This window comes from Pseudomonas sp. GW822-FHT01E03, assembly GCF_058802985.1.
On record NZ_JBXAOQ010000007.1, the window covers coordinates 16,788 to 41,451 of the forward strand.

Genomic DNA, 24,664 nt, shown 5'->3' on the forward strand with positions numbered 1-24,664 from the left:
CCCTTCTATCTGCTCAGGACAAAATGTGATCGGCGGGTTTCAGCGCTCGGGTCAAGCGATGAAAGCTGAAGCTGAATCCCGGAAACATGGCAATCACATGACCGCTCTTGCTTTGATACCAACTGTGGCAACCACCGGATTTCCACACGGTACGTTCCATTTCCCGGTGGATCATTTCAGTGTAGGTACGTTCCGCCTCATGGCGAACTTCGATGCTGCGTAAACCTTGAGTCTTCAAGGTGCGAATGCAATCGAGGATGTAATTCATCTGGGATTCGATGATGAACAGCGCCGAGGTGTGACCGATCCCGGTGTTCGGTCCGGTGACGATGAACAGGTTGGGGAAGTCGGGCAGGGCGGTGCCGAGGTAGGCCCGTGGGTACTGCGCCCAGACTTCCTTGAGACGGGTGCCTTTTTTGCCCGTTACCGGGTAGGAAATCACCCCGTCGGTGGCATCGTAGCCAGTGGACCAGACGATCAGGTCCAGGTCGATGTGCTGGCCGTCCAGTGTCACGATACCGGTCTCGTCGATGGACGCGATGCCTTGCTCGCGGCTGTGCAGCGTCACGTTGTCGCGCGCCAGTGCCGGGTACAGCGTGCTGGACAGAATCACCCGTTTGCAGCCGATGGTGTAGTCCGGCGTCAGTTGGCGCCGCAGTTCGGCATCCGGCACCTGGCGTTTGAGAAAACGCAGGGCCTGGCGCTGGACCATGTGCACCGCCGGTTTCGAATACTTGAAGGCAATCACCCGGGTTTCGAATTGCCAGTAGATCCCCCAGCGCAGCAGCTTGTAGGCCGGCTTGAACCCCAGCAGCCAGCGCTGGAAACGGCCAAAGCTGCGGTCAGCCCGGGGCAGGACCCAGTGGGGCGTGCGCTGGAATACATGCAAGTGCCCGACGTCCGGGGCGATGGCCGGAATGACCTGGGCCGCACTGGCGCCGCTGCCGACGATAGCCACGCGTTTTTGCCGGTAGTCGTAGTGATGATCCCAGTTGTTGGTGTGAAACGCTTTACCTTGAAAACGCTCCTGTCCGTCGAAGCGCGGAACAACCGGTTGACTCAGCGGCCCGGTCGCGTTGATCAGGAACTGTGCGCAAAACGTGCCTTTGCCGGTGGTGTACACCGTCCAGCGTTTGTGGGCGTCGTCCCATTCGACGCGCTCGACATTGGCGCCCAGTTCCACTTTGTCCCGCAGGCCGAAGTGCTCCACCACGTGGCGGGTGTAACGGTGCAGTTCGGCCTGTTCGGCGAACATTTGCGTCCAGCGATACGGAGCAAAAGACAGGGAGTACAGCGGCGAGGGCACGTCGACTGCCGCGCCGGGGTAGGTGTTCTGGCACCAGGTGCCGCCGAAGAAATCACGCCGCTCCAGCAGGCGAAAATCATCGATGTCGGCCTTGAGCAAATTGATTGCTGCACATTGGCCGCCAAACCCGCTGCCGATGATCAATACTTGAAAGGTCTGCATGGGCCTCCTCTTATGGTCATTGATCAACCCCTTCTTTCATGTATAGCCGTTAATGGGGTGAGGCTTTTGCTTTTATGTGAGCCTGATGTCGCGATTTTCAGCCCGTTAGTCGGTGATGGCTATTTAATGCCACCCTGATAGACTCCAGCGCATAGGCACAGGCTGTAATCGCATTCCGTGGAGTGGCAAAGAGGTCCTATGGCAAAAGCGGGAGGAAAGGGATCTTCATTGGCCAGGAGGCTCTATACATCGCGGATCCTGGGGTTGGCCCTGGGGCTGGTGTGTGTGAGCGCGGCAATGTATCCACTCGATCCTGCACCTTGGGTCTGGGGCTTCATGTGGTTCAATGGCCTGGTCTGGCCGCACCTTGCTTACCAATGGGCGCGCCGGGCCAAGACGCCCTATCATGCCGAACACCGCAATCTGCTGATCGATGCCTTTCTCGGCGGCTTCTGGATTGCCGCGATGCAATTCAATCCACTGCCCAGCGCGACCACCATTTCCATGATGGCCATGAACAACGTGGCCATAGGCGGCTCGCGCTTTCTACTGGCCGGGACAGCCTCGCAAATCCTGGGCGTGGGCGTTGGCCTGCTGATTTTCGCCCCGGCGTTCATTCCTGCCACCAGCGCGGTGCAGCTCTATGCCTGTTTGCCGTTGCTGTGCCTGTATCCGCTGGCGCTGGGCTGGATCTGCTTCCGCCAGGCCCATACTCTGGGCTGTCAGAAGCGTGAACTGCTGGCACTGAGCCGCACCGACAGCCTGACAGGCCTGCTGAACCATGGCACCTGGAAGGACCAACTGGAAATCGAGTTCCAGCGTTGCAATAGCCAGCAAAAAGGCGGAGCGATCGCCCTGATCGACATCGACCATTTCAAAGCCATCAACGACACCTACGGCCATGTTGCCGGCGACATCGTCTTGCGTCAGTTGAGCAAAATGCTCAAGCAGAACCTGCGAGCGACCGATGTGGCAGGGCGCTACGGCGGCGACGAGTTCTGCGTGATCCTTCCGGACCTGCCCCTGAACCGCGCCGCTGCCATCATGGATGCCCTGCGCGCTCGCTTCGCCATCTTGGGCTACGAGCAGAACCCGGCGCTGAAAGTCAGCCTGAGCATTGGCCTGGCGTCATTCAACCCGGCCCATGCCGACGCGATGCTTTGGCTCAATGATGCCGATCATGCGTTGTACGAAGCCAAGACCACCGGGCGTAATCGGGTGATCTGCTGCGGTAACGGGAAACCCCATCGCGAACTACTCGACTCGGTGTGACCCTACACCGCAAAACCTGTGGGAGCGAGCCTGCTCGCGATGGCGGCGGGTCAGGCGGCAGGGATGTTGGCTTTGACGGCCTTATCGCGAGCAAGCTCGCTCCCACAGGGACTCCGGGTGAATACAAGATTTGTGTTCAACAAAGATCAACTGTGGGAGCGAGCTTGCTCGCGATGGCGGCGGGTCAGGCGGCAGGGATGTTGGCTGTGATGGCCTCATCGCGAGTAAGCTCGCTCCCACAGGGACTCCGGGTGAATACAAGATTTGTGTTCAACAGAAATCAACTGTGGGAGCGAGCCTGCTCGCGATGGCGGTGTGTCAGGCGGCAGGGATGCTGGCTGTGATGGCCTCATCGCGAGCAAGCTCGCTCCCACGGGGATTCCGGGTGAATACAAGATTTGTGCTCAACAGAAATCCACTGTGGGAGCGAGCCTGCTCGCGATGGCGGCGGGTCAGACGGCAGGGATGCTGGCTGTGACGGCCTCATCGCGAGCAAGCTCGCTCCCACGGGGATTCCGGGTGAATACAAGATTTGTGTTCAACAGAAATCCACTGTGGAGCGAGCCTGCTCGTGATGGCGGCGTGTCAGGCGGCAGGGATGTTGGCTGTGATGGCTTTATCGCGAGCAGGCTCGCTCCCACGGGGATTCCGGGTGAATACAAGATTTGTGTTCAACAAAATTTAGCTGTGGGAGCGAGCCTGCTCGTGATGGCGGCGTGTCAGGCGGCAGGGATGTTGGCTGTGATGGCTTTATCGCGAGCAAGCTCGCTCCCACGGGGATTCCGGGTGAATTCAAGATTTGTGTTCAACAGAAATCCACTGTGGGAGCGAGCTTGCTCGCGATGGCGGCGGGTCGGTTTAAACCGTCATTCCTTCACGCTCATGAACTCCTCCGCGAAACGGATGTATTCCTCGGGTTGCGTATAGGTGTGCGTCAGCTCGGTGGCGCTCAGGTCCGACGTCTGGGTGAGGATCTGGCGTTGTTCGCGCAGGCTGTCGTAGGTCGCCTTGATCGCGGCGAAGTAGGCGCCATGGCCGTCGATGGTCACGCGCACACCCAGTTCGGCCAGGCGTTTGTCATCGCGCAGCAGCGGGTTGCCATAGGTCACCAGCATCAGCGGCACGCTCAGGTGCTCGGCGATCTGCTCCAGATGGTCGAAGTCCTTGATGCCCACCATGCAGATCCCGTCGGCGCCGGCGCTCTGGTATTGCCGGGTGCGGCTGATGATTTCCTGCACCGGCAGAATCCCGGCATGGGTGCGGGCGATGATTGCCATTTCCGAATCGCAGCGGGCTTCGAGCGCCGCGCGGATCTTGCCGACGCCTTCGGCGACCGTGATCAGGTCGGTGGATTTACGGCCGAACTGCGCGGGCAGCAGGGTGTCTTCGATGGTCAGCGCAGCCACGCCCGCACGTTCGAGTTCGACGATGGTGCGCATGACGTTGAGCGCGTTGCCGTAGCCGTGGTCGGCGTCGGCAATCACCGGCAACTGGGCGACACGGCCGATGCGAGTGGCCTGTTCAGCGAATTCGCTGAGGGTGATCAGGGCAAAGTCAGGGGCGCCCAGCACTTGCAGCGATGCGACCGAGCCCCCGAGGATCCCGACTTCGAAGCCCAGGTCGGCGGCGATGCGGGCCGACATCGGGTCGAAAACCGAGGCCGTGTGGTAGCAGGTGTTGGAGGCGAACAGTTGGCGAAAATTGCGGCGCAAATCTTGATGGGAAAGCCTGGACATATGAGTTCCACCAATGGAATGGAAGGGCTTGAGCAAAAGTGTCAACGCCGAAGGAATAAAAGGCTATCACGCGCGCAAGGGGAGAATGATGACGAATTTGCTGGGTCAGTCCGATTGACATCGCCGCGACGGAACTGATAGGTCACGCCGCCACGGCCTGTTGCCGTTGGTCAAGCAGCGACACGGCGCGCACCGAGTCTCCGGGTTGCAGCTGCAGGCGCTTGGCGGTCAGGCGATCAACCACCAGGCTGTTGCCTACCTGTCGGGCCGGGGCACAGGTAATGCGACAGTTTTCCAGGCGGCGGTTGTGAATCAGCCAGAGGGGCGCTTTATCGTCCGGCGAGCCGATGGCCAGTGACAGCGGTTGGCTGTCGCGCACGGTGCGGATCCCGGAAACCGGGGCTTCGATGACCGGCCCGCCGTCGAAGATATCGATGTAACCCTGGTGGGCAAAGCCCTCGGCGCTGAGGATTTTCAGGGCCGGCTCGGTATTGGGGTGGGCCTTGCCGATCACCGCCTGGGCCTGTTCGGTGAGCAGGCAGGTGTACAGCGGCTGGCGCGGCATCAGTTCGGCGATGAACGATTTGTTGCCCAGCCCGGACAAGTGATCGGCGTGGCTGAAATCCATCTTGAAAAAGTGCCGGCCGAGGCTGTCCCAGAACGGCGAGCCACCTCGTTCATCAGCGCTACCGCGTAATTCGGCGATGAGCCGGTTGCCGAACAGCTGGGTAAACTCGGCCACAAACAACAAGCGCCCGAGGGAAAGCAAACGGCCGTTGCTGCCCTGGCGCTGATCGGGGCGCAGGTACAACGAGCAGACTTCCGATTGCCCGGTCAATTCATTGCTCAGGAACAGGGTCTGGATCTGGCGCTGGATACCCAGGTCCGCCGAAGCGCTGACCGTCAGTCCGACCCGGTAGTTGTACCAGGGCTCGCGCAGACCGACGCCCCCCGTCAGGGCGCTGACGCCCACCACTTGCTGCTCGTCATCCTCGAGCACGAACAGGTAATCGGCATCGGCCCGGTCGACCTGTCCGGCGAAGGTGCGTTGGGCCCAGCGAATCCGGTAGGCCAGGCGTTCTTCATCGGCCGGCAGGCTGGTAAGCCCCGGAATGGCCTGCCGCACCAGCGTGAACAAGGCGGGCAGGTCGGTGATCTGGACCGGACGGACAATCATGGGGCGGTTCCTTGTGCGCGGGTGCTCGGGCGTTGAATCTGGCGGGTGTTCACAGGGCCACCAGCCTGACGGGGCTGCCCTCGGTCACCTTCAGCGCCGTGCAGATGGCTGCATCAAGGGTCACGGGTTGTCCGGGGATGTAATCAAGATCGGCGACGATGGCTCGGTAATCCTTCAAGGACTCGTTGCTCACCAGAAAGCTGCCGCGGGTGTCGATCACCGGGCCAGGCTGCGTTATGCCGCACTGGCTGAGGGCGATGGAGCGAATACCCGGGGTGCGCGCATAGAGCGTCGGGCCTCCATCGAACAGATCGATGTAACTGTTGGTTTCGAAGCCTTCCCGTTCGAGGATATCGAAGGCTTCCTGGCCGTCGGGGTGGATGCTGCCGATGCAGTCCTGTGCCGCCTGGGGCAGCATGGGCACGTAGATCGGATACTGCGGCATCAGCTCGGCGAGAAAGGTGCGGCTCTGCAGACCGCAAAGCCGTTCGGCCTCGACGTAGGGCAAGTCGAAGAAATGCTTGCCCACGGCGTCCCAAAATGGCGAGTGGCCTTCATCACTGCTGTAGCCGACGATCTCGGTAATCACCGTTTCGGAAAAACGCCGGGCGTGGGCAGCGATGAACAACAGGCGCGCCCGCGACAGCAGTTCGGAATGCGCGCTGCGCACTCGCGCGGCATCGATATGGAAGCCCCGCAGCAAGGTGTGACCACTGAGGTCGTGACACAACGACAGGGCCGGTACACCGTGCTCGATGTTCAGTTCCCGCGAGGCACTGGTGAAGTGCCGGTTGCGCAGGCTGTAGAACGGCTCGTTGTAACCCGCCGTGGCGAGGATTTCCGAGCAGCCGGCCAGGTGCCGCGTCGTCAGGTCTTCAAGTACAAAGAAATAGTTTTCCGGGCCATGAGCCTGCACGTCCTTTTCGAACGAGGCACAGGAATCGAGGATTTTTCCGCGCAACCGTTCGCTATCGTCGGGCAGGGACGTGACGCCCACGAGGCTTTCACGGGCCAGCCTCTGCAACTGGGGCAGGTCGGCCAACTCGACTGGACGCAAGACCAGCATGGAGACACTCCTGTATCAAACGATTCGGCGGCTTGAGCCGAACCTGACTATCACTGTCGGTTTTTCCACACATTAAATCGGTGGTCATCTGAACGTTGTCAGGCGCCACGCTTTTTCTTATCGGATGTTTCTTGGGATGGACCGCATTAAACGAGGAGCAGGCGGTTCGGTCGGAGGTGGTGCCTGGCCAGGCGCGTTGATCGGGTGTTCGAGTAAAGGCATCCGGGCTCCTGCTGGATGAGTGTGGCACGTGTTTTAACAATCCGTTGAAAGGAGTATTTAATCATCGCGTACTGCCTGTCTAGTGAATTTTCGCGTGGTCTGCTCGTGCCCGAAAAAGGTGCGAAGTGCCTGTACTGCGGGGCTACGCCGATGTCGTAAAGTCTTGTAGGCGATTGCCTGCATTGCGGTCAGCCATGACAGAAAGTCTCGCAGGAAATGACTGAAGGAATCCGTTTCAAACAGGAAAATTAAACACCACCCGGGCCTGCTTTCTTGCGGCACAATTGCGCGATGGCGGTCACCTGACGCCGTCGTTCCTTTCCATCCCTGGAGTGATTGCTGGTGCAGGCAACCCGTTTAACCCTGATTTGCCATGCTCGAACCGTCGCACAGAAATTGGCGCGCTTTCCTCTGGACGAGCCTCTGGAGATGGATTGGCAAGCGCTCAGGCTTTCCCGTTGCAATCAGTTCAAGGGTGCTCCACGTCTTGTCTGTGGTCCGGAGTTGCGCAGCCGGCAAACCGCTGGACTGTTCGGCAGCTCGCCGCAGATTGTCGACGCCTTGAGGGACTGCGATTTCGGGCGCTGGGGCGGTGAGCGCATCGGCGATCTGCAAAAAACCGAAGCCCAGGCGCTCCAGCATTGGCTGGACGACCCGGCTTCGGCCCCCCACGGTGGTGAGTCGCTGGTGCAACTGGGCGAGCGGGTGGGCGCCTGGCTGACAACCTTGCAATCGACGCCGGGGCACATCGTTGCCGTTACTCATCCCTTTGTCATCCGCGCCGCGCTGACGCAAGTGTTGCAGGGGGGCGCGTCCAACCTGATCGACGTCGAACCCCTGTCGGCCGTCGAGTTGAGGTTCCATGACCGCTGGCGGCTGCGCTTTCCGGGCATCGATCCCGAGGACCTGCCGTGATGAAAAAACTCCTGGTCATCGGGATCGGTGCCGGCAACCCCGACTACATCACGATGCAGGCCGTGAAGGCGCTGAATCAGGTCGATGTTTTTTTTCTCATGGACAAGGGCCAGAGCAAAGACAAACTCATCGATCTGCGCCGCGAAATCTGCGAGCGCTACATCACCGGCCACGACTACCGTTTTGTCGAAGCCCACAGCCCCGAGCGTGAGCGCGGTGAGGTGGACTACAAGAGCAGTGTCGACGACTTGAACCTGGCCAAACAACAGACCTTCGAACGGTTGATCAATGAAGAGCTGTCCGACAGCCAGTGTGGTGGTTTTCTGGTGTGGGGCGACCCTGCGCTGTACGACAGCACCATCCGTATCCTTCAGGCGATCCAGGCCTCGGGCGCCTGTGGGTTCGAGTTCGAGGTGATTCCCGGGATTACCAGCGTCCAGGCATTGGCGGCACAACACAAGGTGCCGCTCAACCGGATTGGCCGCTCCGTTGAAATCACCACCGGCCGGCGCCTGGCGGCAGGGCAGGTGAGCGATGCCGACAGCCTGGTGGTGATGCTCGATGCCCAGGATGCTTTCCATCAGGTGGTGGATCAGGACACCGAGATTTACTGGGGGGCCTATCTGGGGACGCCGGATGAAATCCTGATCAGCGGCAAGCTCAAGGATGTCGCGGATGAAATCGAACGGGTGCGCAAGGCGGCGCGGTTGGCCAATGGCTGGATCATGGATACCTATCTGCTGCGAAAGCCTTGATCAGTCGGTGACCGGGCTGACGCCTTCGCGAGCAAGCCCGCTCCCACAGTGGATCTTCAGTGTTCACACCATCGGTGTGGGAGCGAGCCTGCTCGCGATTGCGCCTTGAAGGTCAACCGAAGGTAAAGTGTTACCCCCACGCCCAAACCGCTCCCGATACACCGAAGGCGGCACGCCAACCACCGTTCGAAACGCCACCCGGAAACTTTCCACCGAGCGATAACCACAGCGTTCGGCAATCTGCTCGGTGTTCTGGTCGCTGCTTTCCAGCAGTTCACGGGCGCGGCCCAGACGTTCGTGCTGCAACCAGGTTTTCGGTGACTGGCCGCTGGCTTCGGTGAAGCGGCGCAGGAAGGTGCGTTCGCTCATGGCGGCTTCGCTGGCCAGGTCGCGCACCTCCAGCGGCTCGTGCAAACGCTCACGTGCCCACTGCATGACGCGGGAAAGATCGCTGCGCGGTGCAGGACTGACCGGCGTCGGAATGAATTGCGCCTGGCCACCGCTGCGTTGCGGCGACATGACCAGGCGTCGCGCCACGGAGTTGGCCACCTGGGTGCCGAAATCCCGCGCCACCAGGTGCAGGCAGGCATCGATGCCTGCCGCGCTGCCGGCGGAGGTGATCAATTGGCCGGAATCGACATACAGCACGTCCGGGTCCACGAGGATGCCGGGAAACCGCTCGGCCAGTTCCGAGGTATAGCGCCAGTGCGTGGTCGCACCGTGCCCGTCGAGCAACCCGGTGGCGGCGAGGACGAAAACACCGGAGCAGATCGACAGCAACCGCGCCCCCCGGGCATGGGCCTGGCGCAAAGCAGCGATCAGTTCTGCTGGCACCGTGGCGCTGCGGTCGCGCCAACCGGGAATGATGATGGTGCGGGCATCGGCGAGCAATTCCATGCCGCCATCGGCCAGCACCTGGATGCCGCCCATGGCCCGCATCGGACCTTGATCGACCGCGACGATACGATGCTCGTACCACGGAAAATCGAATTCAGGTCGTGGCAGGCTGAAGATCTCCACGGCAATGCCGAACTCGAACGTGCACAGGCCGTCGTAGGCCAGAATCGCGACCATTCCTGGGGTGGGTTGCATTTGGCGGAAAGTTCCCGGTGAGTGTCTTGTACGCCACTGTAGCCGCAAGTGGCTGGCGGATAAAGTCTTTCCACACCCACCACCTCTTTGGAGTACAGCCCATGACCAGCCTGGTTCGCGAAATTCCCGCCGCCCCATCGGCCATCGCCCTGATGCATTTCAGTAACCGTCTGACGTTCGAAACCGATTGTTCCGACGTCTACGGCAGCCAGCAGGCTGGCGAAGTCGATTTCATTCTGGTGGATGTTCGGGGGCCGCTGGCGTTCGAGCGCGGGCATGTACCGGGAGCGATCAACATTCCCGGGCGCTTGCTGAACGCCGAAGGTTTGGCGGGTTATCCGAAAAACAGCCTGTTTGTGGTCTATTGCGCCGGGCCTCACTGCAACGGCGCCAACAAGGCGGCGGTGAAACTGGCGGCCTTGGGGTATCCGGTCAAGGAGATGATCGGCGGCGTGACAGGGTGGCTCGATGAAGGGTTTGAGTTGAGTGTCGGGGTGCAGCGGCCGGTGAATGCTGTGATGGGTTGTGAATGCTGATATCCAAACACCATTGATCATTGTGGCGAGGGGGCTTGCCCCCGTCGGGTTGCGCAGCAACCCCGGAATCTCTGAAATAGTCGAGAGTGTCGGGAGCGCTTCGCACTCCAACGGGGGCAAGCCCCCTCGCCACAGGAATGTAGTTCAGCGAAAGGAAGCGGCCGCCCACCACTCATCCAGTGTCGCTTGCAACCACGCCAGCACATCGGCGTAGGCCGCATCGTCCTGCGGCCCTCGGGGCAACGGCGACTCATCGCCAAAATGCGCATTGAGCATGGTCACCGATTCGGCGTTCCACTCTGGATGAAACTGCAGACCCAGCCGCGCCGGCCCGGCGCGGTACATCTGCTGCACACAGTGCTCGCTGCTGGCCAACAGCTGCGCGGCAGGCGGCAGGTCGATGGCGTCTTCGTGCCACTCCAGCACTTTCAGCGTTTTCCCATCGATAAAGGTCACGGTGGTCCATCCGGTTTCGGTCCGGTCCATCCGCCGTACATTCCCGCCCAGGCTCAGCGCCAGCAACTGTGCCCCCAGGCATATGGCGAACACGGCCGCGTCCTGATCCAGCGTGCCTCTGAGCCATTGCCGTTCGGCTTCCAGCCAGGCCGGGCCGGCATTGGATTCATAAGGCCCGCCCAACAGGATCACGGGATCGGCGCTGACGGGCGGCAATTGGCCGAGGTCGGCGCGAAACACCTTCAGCGTCAGCCCTCGGGATTCGGCCCAGATGGCGATGGCGCCCGGACCTTCGGCGCAGTGGTGCTGGATCAGGTTCAACGTGGGCATCACGCTACTCTCGATGGGACGCAAGGGCGCTCAATGTGCCGCAAAACACCGGGCATCGCCAGCCGTCCCGTTCTGTCGGATGGAGCCGGAAAACCTGTAGGTTTGCTCTGAAAACGCGGCATGTCTGACAGACTTTGCACCGTCATGGCGCGTTCACCTCGGTGCCTCTCTCCGGGTGCCACTTTTCTATAAATATTTGTCGCCTTGGCGTAATTTACCCTCCTGTAGCCGCTCTAGACTGCCGGCCACTTCGGTTTCCGCTCACGAAGCGATGACCGAACCCTGCCAATCGAAGCTGCCAATAAAAGCCTCCGCACACAGGAGTTAAAAATGAAGAAGCTAGTGATGTTCGGTGCCCTGGCACTGTCGATGTTGTCCCTGACCGCCGTGGCCGAAGACGCCAAGCCGATTCGCATCGGTATCGAAGCCGGCTACCCGCCATTCTCGATGAAAACCCCTGACGGCAAACTCACCGGTTTCGACGTGGATATCGGCGATGCGCTGTGCGAGCAGATGAAAGCCAAGTGCACCTGGGTCGAGCAAGAGTTCGACGGCCTGATCCCGGCGCTGAAGGTCAAGAAAATCGACGCCATCCTGTCGTCCATGACCATCACTGACGACCGCAAGAAGAACGTCGATTTCACCATCAAGTACTACCACACCCCGGCGCGCTTCGTGATGAAGGAAGGCAGCGACGTCAAGGACCCGCTGACCGAACTCAAGGGCAAGAAAGTAGGTGTGCTGCGCGCCAGTACCCACGACCGCTTCGCCACTGAAGTGCTGCAACCGGCGGGGATTGTCCTGGTGCGTTACGGCTCCCAGCAGGAAGCCAACCTGGACATGGTCTCCGGCCGCATTGACGCGCTGCTGGCCGACTCGGTCAACCTGGACGACGGTTTCCTGAAAACCGACGCCGGTAAAGGTTTTGCCTTCGTCGGCCCTGAGTACAACGATCCGAAATACTTCGGCGGCGGCGCAGGCATTGCCGTGCGCAAGGGCGATAAGGAACTGGCGGACAAGTTCAACACCGCCATCACCGAAATCCGTGCCAACGGCAAGTACAAGCAAGTGCAGGACAAGTACTTCAAGTTTGACGTTTACGGCGAGTAAGCGAGCCGTTCAAGAAAGTGGTAGCCGTTGACGCGGCTGCCACTTTTTTTGTGCAATTTTTTCAGCGAAGAAGATACCTGTGGGAGCGAGCTTGCTCGCGATAGCGGTGGGTCAGGCAAAATGGCTTCGACTGAATGAACGCCATCGCGAGCAAGCTCGCTCCCACAGGTTTCTCTGTTTTCAGGAGTTTATATGCAACGCATCGATCACAAACTGCCCTGGAGCCACCTGGGCAGCGAGCGCACCCTCAGCGTGTTTCGTTATGGCGCGGGCACGCGCAAGGTGTACATCCAGGCCAGCCTGCACGCCGACGAATTGCCGGGCATGCGCACGGCCTGGGAGTTGAAAAAACGCCTGGCCGAACTTGAACAACAGGGACAATTGAAGGGTGTGATCGAACTGGTGCCGGTGGCCAATCCCATTGGCCTCGACCAGCACTTGCAAGGCAGCCACATGGGGCGTTTCGAGCTGGGCAGCGGCAAGAATTTCAACCGCTCGTTCGTCGAACTCAGTGCGCCGGTGGCTGCGTTGATCGGTGATCGTCTCGGCAGCGATGCCCAGGCCAACATTGCGTTGATTCGCCAGACCATGGGCCAGGTCCTCGACAGCTTGCCGGCAGCGGCATCGCAGCTGGAAGCCATGCACCGCCTTTTGCTGCGCCATGCCTGTGACGCCGACATCACCCTCGACCTGCATTGCGATTTCGATGCGGCGATCCACATCTACGCGTTGCCGCAGCACTGGCCGCAGTGGCAATCCCTGGCGGCGCGTTTGCAGGCCGGTGTGGCGTTGTTGTGTGAAGACTCCGGCGGCAGTTCGTTCGATGAATCCTGTTCTTCGCCATGGTTGCGCCTGGCCAGGGCGTTCCCGGCGGCAGCGATTCCACCGGCCAACCTGGCGACCACCCTGGAACTGGGCAGCATGGGAGACACCCGCGTCAATCAGGCCCAGGCCAATTGCGAGGCCATTCTCGGGTTCCTCGCCGAGCAGGGATTCATCTCCGGCACCTGGCCGGCGGCACCGGCCGAATGCTGTGAAGGCATGCCATTCGAAGGCACCCAATACCTGTTCGCCCCGCATCACGGCGTGGTCAGCTTCCTGCGCGAGGCCGGGGAGTGGGTGGAGAAGGGCGATGCACTGTTCGAGGTGGTCGACCCGTTGAACGACAAGGTCACCACCGTGCAGGCCGGCACCAGTGGTGTGCTGTTTGCCATCGACCGTGGGCGCTACACCCAGCCAGGCAGCTGGCAGGCGAAGGTCGCCGGGCGTGAGCCGATTCGGGTGGGCAAGTTGATCAACGACTGAGCCAGGTACTTCGCCGTCTGTTCTGGCCTCTTCGCGAGCAAGCCCGCTCCCACAGGGTTTACGCGTTCCCTGTGGGAGCGGGCTTGCTCGCGAAGGCGGCATCGGCCACGCCTGAGATGTTCCTGTCTACTGCACAGTGTTAGGCTCTTGCGCGAATCCTGCATTCAGTGAAGGAAGACCCATGTTGAAGATTCTCGCGCTGCTCACGCTCCTGGTATCCACCGCTGTCCACGCCCAAACCCCGCTGCAAACCGACTTGCCGCTCAAGTATCTGGAGCAGGCCAACGCCGATTCGAACCATCAACCCCTGGTGATTTTCCTCCACGGTTACGGCAGTAACGAGCAGGACCTGTTCGGCATCAAGGAAGTCTTGCCCGCGTCCTACACTTACCTGTCGGTGCGGGCACCCTTGGTGATGGAGGCGGGCAGCTATCAGTGGTTTCGCAAGAAGGGCGAAGGGGCCTACAACGGCGAGACCGATGATCTGAAGTCCAGCGGCCAGTTGTTGCTGGATTTCGTCGCACAGGCCACGAAGAAATATCACACCGAACCGGAGAAGGTGTTCCTGGTCGGTTTCAGCCAGGGCGCGATCATGACCTACGAAACAGGCCTGCGGCACCCCGAGGCGCTAGGCGGGATCGCTGCGTTGAGCGGACGGATTCTGCCGGTGCTCAAGTCCGAGCTCCAGCCGGATGAAAAACGCCAGTCACTGGCTATTTTCATCGGGCATGGCGAGCAGGACAAACGCCTTCCCTACAGCGACGGTACTGAAGCCAACAGCCTGCTGCAGAGCGTGTCACTCGAACCCGAGTTCCACGGCTACCCCGGTGTCGGTCACAGCATCAATGCCGACGAGATACAGGATTTGAGCGCCTGGTTGCAGCGTCTCAACCCCTGACATTCATTTTCCGCTGACGATCTGCTTGACCAGGGTTTCGTGGGCCGCCATGTCGCCGGGGCGGGAAATCACCTGGATCACCGCCATGCGAGTGCCGGATGCGGCCATCAGCGTGGTGGTGAGGGTCATGCCACCGCCTTGCGTGGCAGTGCCGTCGATCTGGCGCAGGCCCAGCCCGGTTTTCTGGGTCAGGGCTTTCTCGCTGAGCTTGTTGTAGTCGGGCAGGGATTTGTGTTGCGCCGCATCGAAATCGGCCACGGTGCCGTCGAGGAACCCGCCGTCGTTGTCCTTGACGCTGACACCGTTGGGTAGAGTGTTTTCAGCGGCGATCACCACGGTCTTGGTGGTTTCATTGCTGTAGAGGGTGCCGCTGGCACCGTCCGGGCTGGCCGGCAGCGGGTTGGCGACGAAACCCTTGGGCAGGTTGAAGGTGAACTTGCTGCCGAGCATGGAGACTTTATGGGCGGGCGCATCGCTGGATGTGGCCTTGGCGGCCTGCGCATTCAAAGCCCCAAGGCCGGTAGCGGCTGCCAGCAGCAGTACAAGGGCTTTTTTACTCAACAATGACATTGGAATCTCCAGGGATGTGCGCGCGGTGGGGCGCGATCATCCCATGGAGGTTGCGATGCATTCCAGCGTGCTTTACCCAGCGGTCATCTTGGCTGAACACCCACCTATGCTCAGGGCAGCTCGATGAGCTGAGGCAGCTTAGCGTTTGATGGCTGCTCTTTGAGTGTCAGTCGCCGGGCCGGCTGGCCGCGCCAGCAGGCGTTTGGTCACGCCCAGCATGGCCACCGACACCGCGACGCCCAGCACAAAAGCGTTCATTCCCATCGTCGGCAGGGCCAGGGCCAACACCAGGCAGAAGGCGGCGAACGAGTACATGCCGGTGGCAGTGGCGCGCAGCAGCGCGGCGGTAAAGGCCGGGCCACGGGTTTGCTGGGAGAACACCGCCATCACGCTGCCCAATACGGGGAACACTGCCAGCAGGCCGCTCCAGCGGTCACCGACGGTGCTGGCCAGCAGTGTCACAACCAGGGTGAGCAATGCACCGGCCACCATGCGCAACAGAAGCTTGTCGGATTTCGGCGCCGGGCCACTGAGCACGGGTTGCACAGTGGGGAACAGGTACGGTGCGGCGAGCAGCGCGGTGGCGGCGGCGCACACCGAAAACACCAGGGAGGCCGGGATCAACGACAGGACAACCGCCACCACTGCCCAGACCGACAGCGAGATCAACAGCGCCAGCGGCCATCCGGCCCGTTGTGCGACCTGGGCGTAGCTCACGCAAAACGCAATCATCGCGAACATGGCTGACAGCGCGGCGGTGGCCGATTGCGCAGCGAACGCCTGGCCTTGTTCGAGGGCGAGGAACAACAGGATCGGACCGACCACCACCGGCAACCCCGACAACCAACCGGCCACGCTCGGCCCCCAGCGTTTGCCAGCCAGGGAAATCAGCAGCAGGAAGCCTGGGATCACCAGCAGTTTGAGGATCAACACGCGCACGTCTCCGACCTTGTGAGGTGGCAACGGTAACATTGCAGCGGGTAGATTGCTTTATGTGTATGTAAGTTTTGTATACAAAAATAGAGATTTTCTCGAGTTCTACGAAAGGCTCTTTTACGCAAACGTTTTATCAAGGCATCCCACGATGAGGACAGCTCACCTTGAAACGCCAACGTTCACCCCTGCGCCATGGTCTGTGGCTGCTTGTCTTGCTGAGCTGCCAGGCCCTGGCCAATTGGCAGGACTCGCTGCCCGGTGCGCAAATCCTCGGCAGTGGTGAGTTTCGCAAGTACGGCTTCGATGTCTACAGCGCACGGCTCTGGAGTACTTCGCGACCCCTGGCGAACGATCAGCCGTTCGCCCTGGAGCTGATCTACCAGCGCAGCATTTCCCGTGATGACCTGGTGAATGCCAGCGTCAGGGAAATCAAGCGACTCGCCGGCACCTCGGTCAGTGCCGAGCAACTGGCGTCCTGGCACGTGCAGATGAAACAGTCGTTTGTCGACGTACAGGCCGGCACGCGGCTGACCGGTGTCTATCTGCCGGGGCAGGGCGTGCGGTTTTTTCTCGGTCAGCAGCTGCTGCGTGATGTGAAGGACCTGCAATTCGCCAAGGCGTTTTTTGCCATCTGGCTCGATCCGCGTACCGGCAACCCCAAGTTGCGTCAGCAGTTGTTGGGCGTGGCGCCGTAAACTTTGCGATGATCCGGGCCTCATCGCGAGCAAGCTCGCTCCCACAGTGTTTGGCGGTGTGGCTCCATTTTGTGACCAGTACAAAAACCTGTGGGAGCGAGCTTGCTCGCGATGAACGATGACGCGGTCCATCTGAAAAAAAAACGCAGGCAAAAAAGAACCCGGTGCGACTTGCATCGCACCGGGTGTTTTTCCAGGCGGTCACGGATCTTCGTGGGTCCCCGCGCCGTCTGTTGAACGCTGTTGGCTTAAGCCCGTTCGAGCGCCAGTGCCACGCCCTGACCACCACCGATACACAGGGTGGCGAGGCCTTTCTTGGCGTCACGCTTGAGCATTTCATGCAGCAGGGTCACCAGCACGCGGCAACCCGAGGCACCGATCGGGTGACCCAGGGCGATGGCGCCGCCGTTGACGTTGACCTTGTTCAAGTCCCATTCCAGGTCCTTGGCCACGGCCAGCGATTGCGCGGCGAAGGCTTCGTTGGCTTCAACCAGCTCAAGCTGGTCGATGGACCAGCCGGCCTTGTCCAGGCAGCGGCGGGTGGCCGACACCGGGCCGATGCCCATGATCGCCGGGTCGACGCCTGCGTTGGCGTAGGCGGCGATTTTTGCAAGGACTGGCAGGCCCAGGGCCTTGGCCTTTTCGGCGCTCATCAGGATCACGGCCGCGGCACCGTCGTTCAGCGACGAAGCGTTACCGGCGGTCACCGAACCGTCCTTCTTGAAGGCGGCTTTGAGTTTGCCCAGGGATTCGGCGGTGGTGCCGGCCCGTGGTTGTTCGTCGGTGGCGAAGGACAGCGGATCGCCCTTGCGCTGCGGGATCAGGATCGGCGTGATTTCATCGACGAAGCGCCCGGCTTCGATGGCGGCCACGGCTTTCTGTTGCGAGGCGGCGGCGAACGCGTCCTGTTGCTCGCGGCTCAGGCTGTATTTCTCGGCCAGATTCTCGGCGGTGATACCCATGTGGTAATCGTTGAACGCATCCCACAGGCCATCGCTGATCATGGTGTCGACGATTTGCGCGTGACCCATGCGCAGGCCGGTGCGGGCACCGGGCATGACGTAGTTGGCCAGGCTCATGTTTTCCTGGCCACCGGCGATGATCACGTCGGCATCGCCGCAGCGAATCGCCTGGGCACCCAGGTGCAGGGCCTTGAGACCGGAGCCGCAGACCTTGTTCAGGGTCAAGGCCGGCACGGCGAAGGGCAGGCCGGCCTTGATTGCGGCCTGGCGCGCAGGGTTTTGCCCGGCGCCGGCGGTCAGCACCTGGCCCATGATCACTTCATCGACTTGCGCAGGATCCAGGCCGGTTTGTGCCAGCAGCTGACGGATCACCGCAGCGCCCAGGTCGACGGCGGACACATTGGCCAGCGACCCCTGGAAACTGCCGATCGCGGTGCGCGTGGCGGCAACAATGACGACTTCTTGCATGGAATGATTCCTCACTGGGCAGCGAACTGCATTTCCGGTACGTGGTCCGGCACGATCAGTTTACCTGCGGTCTTGGCGACGATCTCTTCGACGCTGACGCCCGGCGCACGTTCTTTCAGGATGAACGCGCCGTTTTCGATTTCCAGGTAGGCCAGGTCGGTCAGTACACGCTTGATGCACCCGGCGCCGGTCAGCGGCAGGCTGCATTGGGACAGCAGCTTGGACTCACCGTCCTTGGATGCGTGGGTCATGATGACGATGATGTTGTCTGCGCCGGCGACCAGGTCCATCGCGCCGCCCATGCCCTTGACCAGTTTGCCGGGGATCATCCACGAGGCGATGTTGCCTTGCACGTCCACTTCAAAGGCGCCCAGCACGGTCAGGTCGACATGACCACCGCGGATCATCGCGAAGGACTCGGCCGAGGAAAAGATCGAAGCACCGATACGTGCGGTCACGGTTTGCTTGCCGGCGTTGATCATGTCGGCATCGATGGTGTCTTCAGTAGGAAAAGGACCCATGCCCAGCAAGCCGTTTTCCGACTGCAGCATGACTTCCATGCCTTCGGGGATGTAGTTGGCGACCAGGGTCGGAATGCCGATGCCCAGGTTCACGTAGAAGCCGTCCTGCATTTCGCGGGCGACGCGTTGAGCCATTTGTTCGCGGGAAAGTGCCATTGTCGTTATTCCTTCATTCGGTCCGGGGGCAGGGGATCACTTACGCACGGTGCGCTGTTCGATGCGCTTCTCGAACGTGCCGCAGATGATCCGGTCGACGTAGATGCCAGGGGTGTGGATCTGCGCCGGGTCCAGCTCGCCGGGTTCGACGATTTCTTCGACTTCGACCACGGTGATCTTGCCGGCGGTGGCCGCCAGCGGGTTGAAGTTCTGGGCGGTGTGGCGATAGATCACGTTACCGAAATGGTCGGCTTTCCAGCCTTTGACGATGGCGAAGTCGCCGGTGATGGATTCTTCCATCAGGTACTTGCGACCATGGAATTCGCGGACTTCCTTGCCGTCGGCGACAGGCGTGCCAACGCCGGTGGCGGTGAAGAACGCCGGGATGCCGGCGCCGCCTGCGCGCATTTTTTCCGCGAGGGTGCCTTGGGGGGTCAGGGTGACTTCGATTTCGCCCTTGAGCAGTTGCTCTTCGAACAGCTTGTTTTCGCCGACGTAGGACGCGACCACTTTGCTGATCTGGCGGTCGGTCAGCAGTACGCCAAGGCCGAAACCGTCGACTCCGCAGTTGTTGGAAACCACGGTGAGATCGCAGGTGCCCTTGCGCTTGATCTCGTTGATCAGGTTTTCCGGGATCCCGCACAGGCCGAAGCCGCCGGCGATCACGGTCATGCCGTCTTCAAGACCTGCCAGAGCTTCCTCGTAGGAACTCACGCGCTTGTCGAAACCTGCCATATGCACCTCTTTTATTCTTTGTGGGCGGCTGGCTAGCCGAATGGGATGGAGTGTCTCGCTGTCAGATTAATTTGTTAAGTTGTTTTTTAGAGCGGATTGATTGATAAAGCTCAATAATGTGCTGCCCAGTCTCTTGCAGCTTAGAACCTGTAGCTTACAACCGGAGCGTTGCCCCATGACCGTCAAGCAGATCCGCGCCTTTCTGGCCGTGGCCCAGAGCCTGAGCTTTGCCGTGGCCTGCGAGCGCCTGCACCTGTCGCAATCGGCCCTGAGCCTGACCATCAAGGCGCTGGAGGAGGGCCTGGGCGGGCGCTTGTTCACCCGCAACACGCGCAACGTGGCGCTCACCGCCGAAGGCGAATCCCTGGTGCCGCTGGCGCGCCGGTTGATCGCTGACTGGGACAATGCCGAGGATGAACTGCGTCAACGCTTCACCCTGCAGCGCGGTCGCGTGACCCTGGCGGCGATGCCGTCGTTCGCCGGCAACCTGCTGCCACCGATCCTCAAGACCTTCCGCGCCCGTTATCCGAATGTCAACGTGACGGTCAATGACGTGATCAACGAGCAGGTGCTGGAAATGGTCCGTGACCGCCAGGTGGAGCTGGGAGTGGCCTTTGAACCGACCCAGAGTTCGTCGCTGCAATTCACGCCGTTGTACATCGACCGTTTCGTCGCGGTGGTGCCTCTGGATTCGGCACTGGCCGAACTCGATGACATCGACTGGCAGACCCTGCTCAAGGAGCCGTTCATTACCTTGCAGCGTCCGTCCACTGTGCGAGTAATGCTTGAAGAGCATCTGCAGGCCCGCGGCATGAAGCTGCCGGTGGAATTTGAAAGCCATCAACTGGCGACGGTCGGGCGCATGGTCGCCAGTGGCCTGGGCGTGAGCGCGGTGCCGGCCTTGTGCGCGGGGCAGATGCGTGAACTGGGGGCGCGTTGCATCACCTTGCGCGACCCGGTGGTGGAGCGGGCACTGGGGGTGTTGACGTTGCCGGGGGGCGAGCTGTCGGCGGCGGCGCAGGCGATGTTTGATGTGCTGAAAGAGGAAAACCTTGGGCAGCGATTTTCGTGAGTTGTATGGGTGACCTTGTGGGAGCGAGCTTGCTCGCGATGAGGCCAGCACATCCAGACAGTTTATTGGCTGATCCACCGTCATCGCGAGCAAGCTCGCTCCCACAGGGATCGGGTTTCGTCAGTTGCCAAGTAGCTTCGCCAATATTGGCAACAACCGCTCGCACGACCCCTCGATCTTCAAGTCAAGAATCTCGTCCGCCCGGGTCTTGCCCAGGTTGATCGCAATCAACGGCTTGCCCTGATCCACCACCGCCCGGCACAAGCGAAACGCCGAATAAGCCATCAGCGACGAGCCGACCACCAACAGCCCGGCAGCCTGTTCGACGGCGGCCATCGCTTTCGCCGCCGTGGCCTGTGCGACGTTCTCGCCAAAAAACACCACATCCGGCTTCATCCGTTCCCCGGCGCAATGCGGGCAGTGCGGGACCTGGAAGCGTGCCTCGAAGGCCGGGTCGAGCAAGGTGTCGCCGTCCGGCGCTTGCACCGCGTCGACGCCGGCCAGGTAGGGATTCTGTGTTTCCATCAAGTGCTGGATCGAATCGCGCTCGCTGTGCCGGCCGCAATCCAGGCACAACACCCGGTGCAGACTGCCGTGGAGTTCGATCACATCACGGCTGCCGGCCTGGTCGTGCAGGGTGTCGACGTTCTGGGTGATCAGCCCTCTGATCTGTCGCGTGTCTTGCAAGCGAGCCAGGGTGTCGTGGGCTTCGTTCGGCTGCGCCAGACGCACCCTCGGCCAGCCGAGCATCGCCCGCGCCCAGTAGCGTCGCCGGGACTCCGGGGCCGAGAGAAACTCCTGGTACATCATCGGCTGCCGGCCCCGTCGCACGCCCTGGCTGTCGCGATAATCCGGGATGCCCGAAGGCGTGCTGATGCCGGCCCCGGTCAGCACGGCAAACGGCTGATCCGCCATGAGCTGATGGAGGCGATCGAGCTGTTCATGGATCAGATTGTCGAACATGCTGTGCAGGCCTGTAGGAGCGAGCTTGCTCGCGATGGTCGTCAACGATAACACTGTAAGCCTGACACCCCGCGGCGTGATCGCGTTTATCGCGAGCAAGCTCGCTCCTACAAAAAGCAGACAGTATTTATTTACGCGCCTCCAGGATCAGGTTGAACGGTGTTTCCGTGGCCCGCCGGAAACGGGTGAAACCGGCCTCGCTGAACACCTTGCGCAAACGCGCTTCACCGGCCTGGGCACCGAGGCCGAGGCCGACTTCCTGGGACAGCGAATTGGGCGTGCAGATGAAGGTCGACGCCGCGTAGAACAGGCGACCGATCGGGTTGACGTTGTCGTCGAGCAAGTCGTTGGCGTAGGGCTCGACCAGCAGCACCGTGCCGTCGTCCTTCAACGACTCATAAGCATGCTTGGCCGCGCCCACCGGGTCGCCCATGTCATGCAGGCAATCGAAGTAGCAGATCAGGTCGTAGTCGCTGCCGGGGTAGCTTTTGGCCGTGCCCTGGAAGAACCTGGCCCGGCTGGATACACCCCCTTCTTTGGCCCGTTGGGTGGCAACGGTAACGGACGGCGCGTGGTAGTCGAAACCGACGAAGCGCGAATCCGGAAACGCCTGGGCCATGATCACCGTCGAGGCGCCATGGCCGCAGCCGATGTCCGCCACTTTGGCCCCGGCTTCCAGTTTGGCCACCACGCCGTCGAGGGCCGGCAACCATTCGGCGACCAGATGGGCTTTGTAGCCGGGGCGGAAGAAGCGTTCGGTCCCGCTGAACATGCACGGATGGTGATCGCCCCAGGGCAGGGCGCCGTTGCCGCGCATGGCGTTGACCAGTTTGTCCTTGTCATGGAAAAACGACGCGACCACGCCGATCCCGCCCGCCACATAAACCGGTGAGTCTTCTTTTGCCAAAGCCATGGCCTGCTCTTCGGGCAGGCGGAACTGGCCGTCCTGGTGTTCCATGTAGCCTGAGGCGGCGTGGGCACTGAGCCATTCGCGCAGCAGGCGGGTGTTGCAGCCGGTTTTCTCGGCAAGGGTTTCAGGGGTGATGGGTTGACTGTCGGCCATCGCCCGGTACAGGCCGAGTTCTTCGCCGAGGATGACGTTGGCGAGCATCGCCGCGCCGCCCATGTCATTAACCAGTTTGCCCATGAAATCGTTGAGTCTGGCCTCGTCCATCATGTGTGCTCCTTCAGCAGGATCACGGTCCAGAGGCGTTGTCTGGCGAGGGGATCGCCACTGGGCGGTGGTCGTGGGAATGTACAGGGCACCAAGCGGGCCCTGTGTGCAGTAAGTTTAGTTCGGGCCTTGTACCGCGCGGTCTGGCGCGACGAAAGCAACGTTTTTTCTGCCGGTACACGACCCTGTGGGAGCGGGCGTGTATCCCACTGTATCCAGACCCCTTTTCGACACAGTGACCTCTAATTCCGGCCCCAGCCGAACACAGTCCTGATACACACCTTCGATTAACTCTGTCTCATGGCGGGCACCGGCTCGCGTCCTTGAACAGCTTGTGAGATCGACACCATGCAGACCTCCATTCCCCCCGTAGCCAAGGCCAGCGCAGGGCTTGGCCTGCGTCGCGGTTTACTCAAAGACCTCCAGGCCGCACCAGCAGGCGATTTCGACTTTCTGGAAATCGCACCGGAAAACTGGATTGGCATCGGCGGTGCCCACGGCGCGGCATTGCGTGCCCTGGCGGAACGCTATCCATTGTCCTGTCATGGCCTGTCCCTGTCCCTCGGTGGGCCGTCGCCGCTGGACGTTGGTTTTTTGCAGGAAGTCCGGGGTTTTCTCGATCACTACAACGTGCCGCTGTACAGCGAGCATTTGAGCTATTGCAGCGATGACGGTCACCTGTACGACCTGTTGCCGTTGCCTTTTACCGAAGAGGCGGTGCACCACGTCGCCGCGCGTATTCGCCAGGCCCAGGACATTCTCGGGCGACGCCTGGCGGTGGAAAACGTCTCTTACTATGCCGCGCCTCAACAGGACATGGACGAGGTGACCTTCACCAATGCCGTGCTGCGCGAGGCCGATTGCGACCTGTTGCTGGACGTCAACAACGTGTACGTCAATTCGATCAACCACGGCTTCGATCCGCAGGCGTTCCTGGCTGGCATCGATTCGGGGCGGGTGGTGGCGATGCACATTGCCGGGCATTTCGATGAGTCTGACACCTTGAAGATCGACACCCATGGCGCTTCGGTCAAACCGGCGGTGTGGTCGTTGCTGGCCCAGGCTTATGCCCGGTTCGGTGCGCAACCGACCTTGCTGGAGCGGGATTTCAACTTTCCCGTCTTCGCTGAACTGGTGGCGGAATTGCAGACCATTCGCCGCCTGCAACAGGAGGGCGTGAACCGTGGGTAAGTCGAGTCTTTTGCATCAGCAAACCACCATGGGCCTGTACCTGCGCGACCCTGAACGCAACGGCCCCCCCACCGAAATGGACCCGGCGCGGGCCCTGGTTTATCGCGATCTGGTGTTCGCCAACCTGTCTTCGCTGCTCAGTGGCACCTTTCCGGTGTTGGTGAAGATTCTGGGTGACGAGCACTGGCGTTCGCTGGTGCGGATCTTTCTACGGGACTACCGCGCCCGCACGCCGAAATTCGGTGAGATCGCCCAGGAGTTTGTCGAGTTTCTCGCGGCCGGGCCTCAGGCGTTGAGTGATGGGCCGTGGCCGCCGTTCATGGTGGAGCTGGCGCATTACGAGTGGGTGGAAATGGCGTTGCAACAGTCTGACGCCGAGCTTCTGGTGGGTGGTGATGCCGCGTTGCTGCTGGATCGGCCCTTGCGGGTGTCGCCGCTGGCCTGGCCGTTGGCGTATGCCTGGCCGGTGCAAAGGGTGGGGCCGGATTACCAGCCTGATGTGGCGCCTGCTCAGCCGACCTTGTTGCTGGTGCGTCGCGCCGAGGACTGGAGTGTGAGGTTTTCTGAATTGAGTCCGTTGGCGTGGCGGTTGTTGCTGCGAATTGGCGAGTTTCCCGAGTTGACCGGGCGTGAGCAGTTGCAAGGACTGGCGATCGAGGCGGGGGCGGTGGGGGCTTCGGAGTTTCTGGAGGGTGGGTTGGTGTTGTTGCGGCAGATGCATGGGGAGGGGGTTGTTGGTGTTGGTTGATATTCTTTGACCTTGGCGGCCTTTGGGCCGACCAGGTTCTTGGTTGATTGAGTACATATCCGTTGCTGCGGTAACGGCGGCTGGCGGTTTCGCCCTTACGGCGAGTCCCTTTGGCAAACGCCGGAGTGCCGGCCC

The 24,664-nt window shown here is 61.2% G+C and carries 24 protein-coding genes; 11 read left to right on the forward strand and 13 right to left on the reverse strand.

What is annotated here, in order from left to right; translation table 11 throughout:
* Nucleotides 1-13: 13 nt before the first annotated feature.
* On the reverse strand, nt 14-1,468 hold the full coding sequence (locus tag AC1RP7_RS15310) for a flavin-containing monooxygenase (RefSeq protein ID WP_090456359.1): 1,455 nt from the start codon (nt 1,466-1,468) through the stop codon (nt 14-16).
* A 198-nt stretch (nt 1,469-1,666) separates the two neighbouring features.
* On the opposite strand from AC1RP7_RS15310, the gene AC1RP7_RS15315 reads away from it, so the two are divergent.
* Nucleotides 1,667-2,740, forward strand: a complete 1,074-nt coding sequence (locus tag AC1RP7_RS15315; protein WP_218496433.1) for a diguanylate cyclase — start codon at nt 1,667-1,669, stop codon at nt 2,738-2,740.
* A gap of 866 nt (nt 2,741-3,606) precedes the next feature.
* Here the strand turns inward: AC1RP7_RS15315 and AC1RP7_RS15320 are convergent.
* From AC1RP7_RS15320 to AC1RP7_RS15330, 3 genes are all read right to left on the reverse strand, one after another.
* On the reverse strand, nt 3,607-4,476 hold the full coding sequence (locus tag AC1RP7_RS15320; protein WP_046043248.1) for an isocitrate lyase/PEP mutase family protein: 870 nt from the start codon (nt 4,474-4,476) through the stop codon (nt 3,607-3,609).
* A 142-nt stretch (nt 4,477-4,618) separates the two neighbouring features.
* Nucleotides 4,619-5,653 carry an arginine N-succinyltransferase gene (gene astA, locus AC1RP7_RS15325; RefSeq protein WP_493182550.1) on the reverse strand — a complete coding sequence of 345 codons (1,035 nt, stop codon included), beginning with the start codon at nt 5,651-5,653 and terminating at the stop codon, nt 4,619-4,621.
* Nucleotides 5,654-5,702: 49 nt separating this feature from the next.
* A complete protein-coding gene (locus tag AC1RP7_RS15330) occupies nt 5,703-6,719 on the reverse strand; it encodes an arginine N-succinyltransferase (RefSeq protein ID WP_493182552.1) in 1,017 nt (338 codons plus the stop codon).
* 564 nt (nt 6,720-7,283) lie between these two features.
* Between AC1RP7_RS15330 and AC1RP7_RS15335 the strand changes: the two genes are divergently transcribed.
* A complete protein-coding gene (locus AC1RP7_RS15335; protein ID WP_493182553.1) occupies nt 7,284-7,856 on the forward strand; it encodes a histidine phosphatase family protein in 573 nt (190 codons plus the stop codon).
* Nucleotides 7,856-8,611 carry a precorrin-6A synthase (deacetylating) gene (gene cobF, locus AC1RP7_RS15340; RefSeq protein ID WP_493182555.1) on the forward strand — a complete coding sequence of 252 codons (756 nt, stop codon included), beginning with the start codon at nt 7,856-7,858 and terminating at the stop codon, nt 8,609-8,611. The genes AC1RP7_RS15335 and cobF overlap by 1 nt, the downstream gene beginning before the upstream one ends.
* Nucleotides 8,612-8,674: 63 nt before the next feature.
* On the opposite strand, the gene ftrA is transcribed toward cobF, so the two are convergent.
* Nucleotides 8,675-9,703, reverse strand: coding sequence for a transcriptional regulator FtrA (gene ftrA / locus AC1RP7_RS15345; RefSeq protein WP_493182556.1), 1,029 nt, complete (start codon nt 9,701-9,703; stop codon nt 8,675-8,677).
* Nucleotides 9,704-9,804: 101 nt separating this feature from the next.
* Here ftrA and AC1RP7_RS15350 point away from each other — a divergent pair, with 101 nt between their 5' ends.
* Nucleotides 9,805-10,239, forward strand: a complete 435-nt coding sequence (locus AC1RP7_RS15350) for a rhodanese-like domain-containing protein (protein ID WP_493182559.1) — start codon at nt 9,805-9,807, stop codon at nt 10,237-10,239.
* Between the two features lie 144 nt (nt 10,240-10,383).
* On the opposite strand, the gene AC1RP7_RS15355 is transcribed toward AC1RP7_RS15350, so the two are convergent.
* Nucleotides 10,384-11,025: a type 1 glutamine amidotransferase gene (locus AC1RP7_RS15355; RefSeq protein WP_340313758.1), complete on the reverse strand. Its 642-nt coding sequence runs from the start codon at nt 11,023-11,025 to the stop codon at nt 10,384-10,386.
* A gap of 330 nt (nt 11,026-11,355) precedes the next feature.
* On the opposite strand from AC1RP7_RS15355, the gene AC1RP7_RS15360 reads away from it, so the two are divergent.
* The 3 genes from AC1RP7_RS15360 to AC1RP7_RS15370 all read left to right on the forward strand — a co-directional run bounded on the left by AC1RP7_RS15360 (nt 11,356) and on the right by AC1RP7_RS15370 (nt 14,338).
* Complete coding sequence (locus tag AC1RP7_RS15360) at nt 11,356-12,135, forward strand: ABC transporter substrate-binding protein (protein ID WP_090456345.1); 780 nt, start codon at nt 11,356-11,358, stop codon at nt 12,133-12,135.
* A gap of 192 nt (nt 12,136-12,327) precedes the next feature.
* Nucleotides 12,328-13,440: a succinylglutamate desuccinylase/aspartoacylase family protein gene (locus AC1RP7_RS15365; RefSeq protein ID WP_493182561.1), complete on the forward strand. Its 1,113-nt coding sequence runs from the start codon at nt 12,328-12,330 to the stop codon at nt 13,438-13,440.
* Between the two features lie 181 nt (nt 13,441-13,621).
* Complete coding sequence (locus AC1RP7_RS15370) at nt 13,622-14,338, forward strand: alpha/beta hydrolase (RefSeq protein ID WP_493182563.1); 717 nt, start codon at nt 13,622-13,624, stop codon at nt 14,336-14,338.
* 3 nt (nt 14,339-14,341) lie between these two features.
* Here the strand turns inward: AC1RP7_RS15370 and AC1RP7_RS15375 are convergent, their stop codons facing one another.
* Nucleotides 14,342-14,908, reverse strand: coding sequence for a DcrB/PsbP domain-containing protein (locus AC1RP7_RS15375; protein ID WP_090456340.1), 567 nt, complete (start codon nt 14,906-14,908; stop codon nt 14,342-14,344).
* A gap of 138 nt (nt 14,909-15,046) precedes the next feature.
* Nucleotides 15,047-15,841 carry a hypothetical protein gene (locus AC1RP7_RS15380; protein ID WP_493182725.1) on the reverse strand — a complete coding sequence of 265 codons (795 nt, stop codon included), beginning with the start codon at nt 15,839-15,841 and terminating at the stop codon, nt 15,047-15,049.
* 167 nt (nt 15,842-16,008) lie between these two features.
* On the opposite strand from AC1RP7_RS15380, the gene AC1RP7_RS15385 reads away from it, so the two are divergent.
* Nucleotides 16,009-16,539 (forward strand): chalcone isomerase family protein, encoded by a 531-nt coding sequence (locus AC1RP7_RS15385; RefSeq protein WP_493182567.1) that lies wholly within the window; start codon nt 16,009-16,011, stop codon nt 16,537-16,539.
* A gap of 248 nt (nt 16,540-16,787) precedes the next feature.
* Here AC1RP7_RS15385 and AC1RP7_RS15390 read toward each other — a convergent pair whose 3' ends face one another.
* The 3 genes from AC1RP7_RS15390 to AC1RP7_RS15400 are packed head-to-tail and all read right to left on the reverse strand — an operon-like array spanning nt 16,788 to nt 19,381.
* Entirely contained in the window at nt 16,788-17,969 is a 1,182-nt protein-coding gene (locus tag AC1RP7_RS15390) for an acetyl-CoA C-acetyltransferase (protein WP_493182570.1), read from the reverse strand.
* A gap of 11 nt (nt 17,970-17,980) precedes the next feature.
* Nucleotides 17,981-18,646, reverse strand: coding sequence for a CoA transferase subunit B (locus AC1RP7_RS15395; RefSeq protein WP_008021761.1), 666 nt, complete (start codon nt 18,644-18,646; stop codon nt 17,981-17,983).
* A 36-nt stretch (nt 18,647-18,682) separates the two neighbouring features.
* Nucleotides 18,683-19,381 (reverse strand): CoA transferase subunit A, encoded by a 699-nt coding sequence (locus tag AC1RP7_RS15400; protein WP_493182574.1) that lies wholly within the window; start codon nt 19,379-19,381, stop codon nt 18,683-18,685.
* A 175-nt stretch (nt 19,382-19,556) separates the two neighbouring features.
* On the opposite strand from AC1RP7_RS15400, the gene AC1RP7_RS15405 reads away from it, so the two are divergent.
* A complete protein-coding gene (locus tag AC1RP7_RS15405) occupies nt 19,557-20,453 on the forward strand; it encodes a LysR family transcriptional regulator (RefSeq protein ID WP_150814351.1) in 897 nt (298 codons plus the stop codon).
* A gap of 120 nt (nt 20,454-20,573) precedes the next feature.
* Here the strand turns inward: AC1RP7_RS15405 and AC1RP7_RS15410 are convergent, their stop codons facing one another.
* Together AC1RP7_RS15410 and AC1RP7_RS15415 are read right to left on the reverse strand one after the other, a co-directional pair.
* A complete protein-coding gene (locus AC1RP7_RS15410) occupies nt 20,574-21,416 on the reverse strand; it encodes an NAD-dependent protein deacetylase (protein WP_218496445.1) in 843 nt (280 codons plus the stop codon).
* A 127-nt stretch (nt 21,417-21,543) separates the two neighbouring features.
* Nucleotides 21,544-22,590 (reverse strand): class I SAM-dependent methyltransferase, encoded by a 1,047-nt coding sequence (locus tag AC1RP7_RS15415; RefSeq protein WP_493182577.1) that lies wholly within the window; start codon nt 22,588-22,590, stop codon nt 21,544-21,546.
* 348 nt (nt 22,591-22,938) lie between these two features.
* Here AC1RP7_RS15415 and AC1RP7_RS15420 point away from each other — a divergent pair, with 348 nt between their 5' ends.
* Together AC1RP7_RS15420 and AC1RP7_RS15425 are read left to right on the forward strand one after the other, a co-directional pair.
* The gene (locus AC1RP7_RS15420; protein WP_218496446.1) at nt 22,939-23,781 is read left to right on the forward strand and encodes an HvfB family MNIO-type RiPP peptide maturase; all 843 of its coding nucleotides are present in this window, start codon (nt 22,939-22,941) and stop codon (nt 23,779-23,781) included.
* A complete protein-coding gene (locus AC1RP7_RS15425) occupies nt 23,774-24,529 on the forward strand; it encodes an HvfC family RiPP maturation protein (protein WP_218496451.1) in 756 nt (251 codons plus the stop codon). Before AC1RP7_RS15420 ends, AC1RP7_RS15425 begins: the two co-directional genes overlap by 8 nt.
* Nucleotides 24,530-24,664 lie beyond the last annotated feature (135 nt).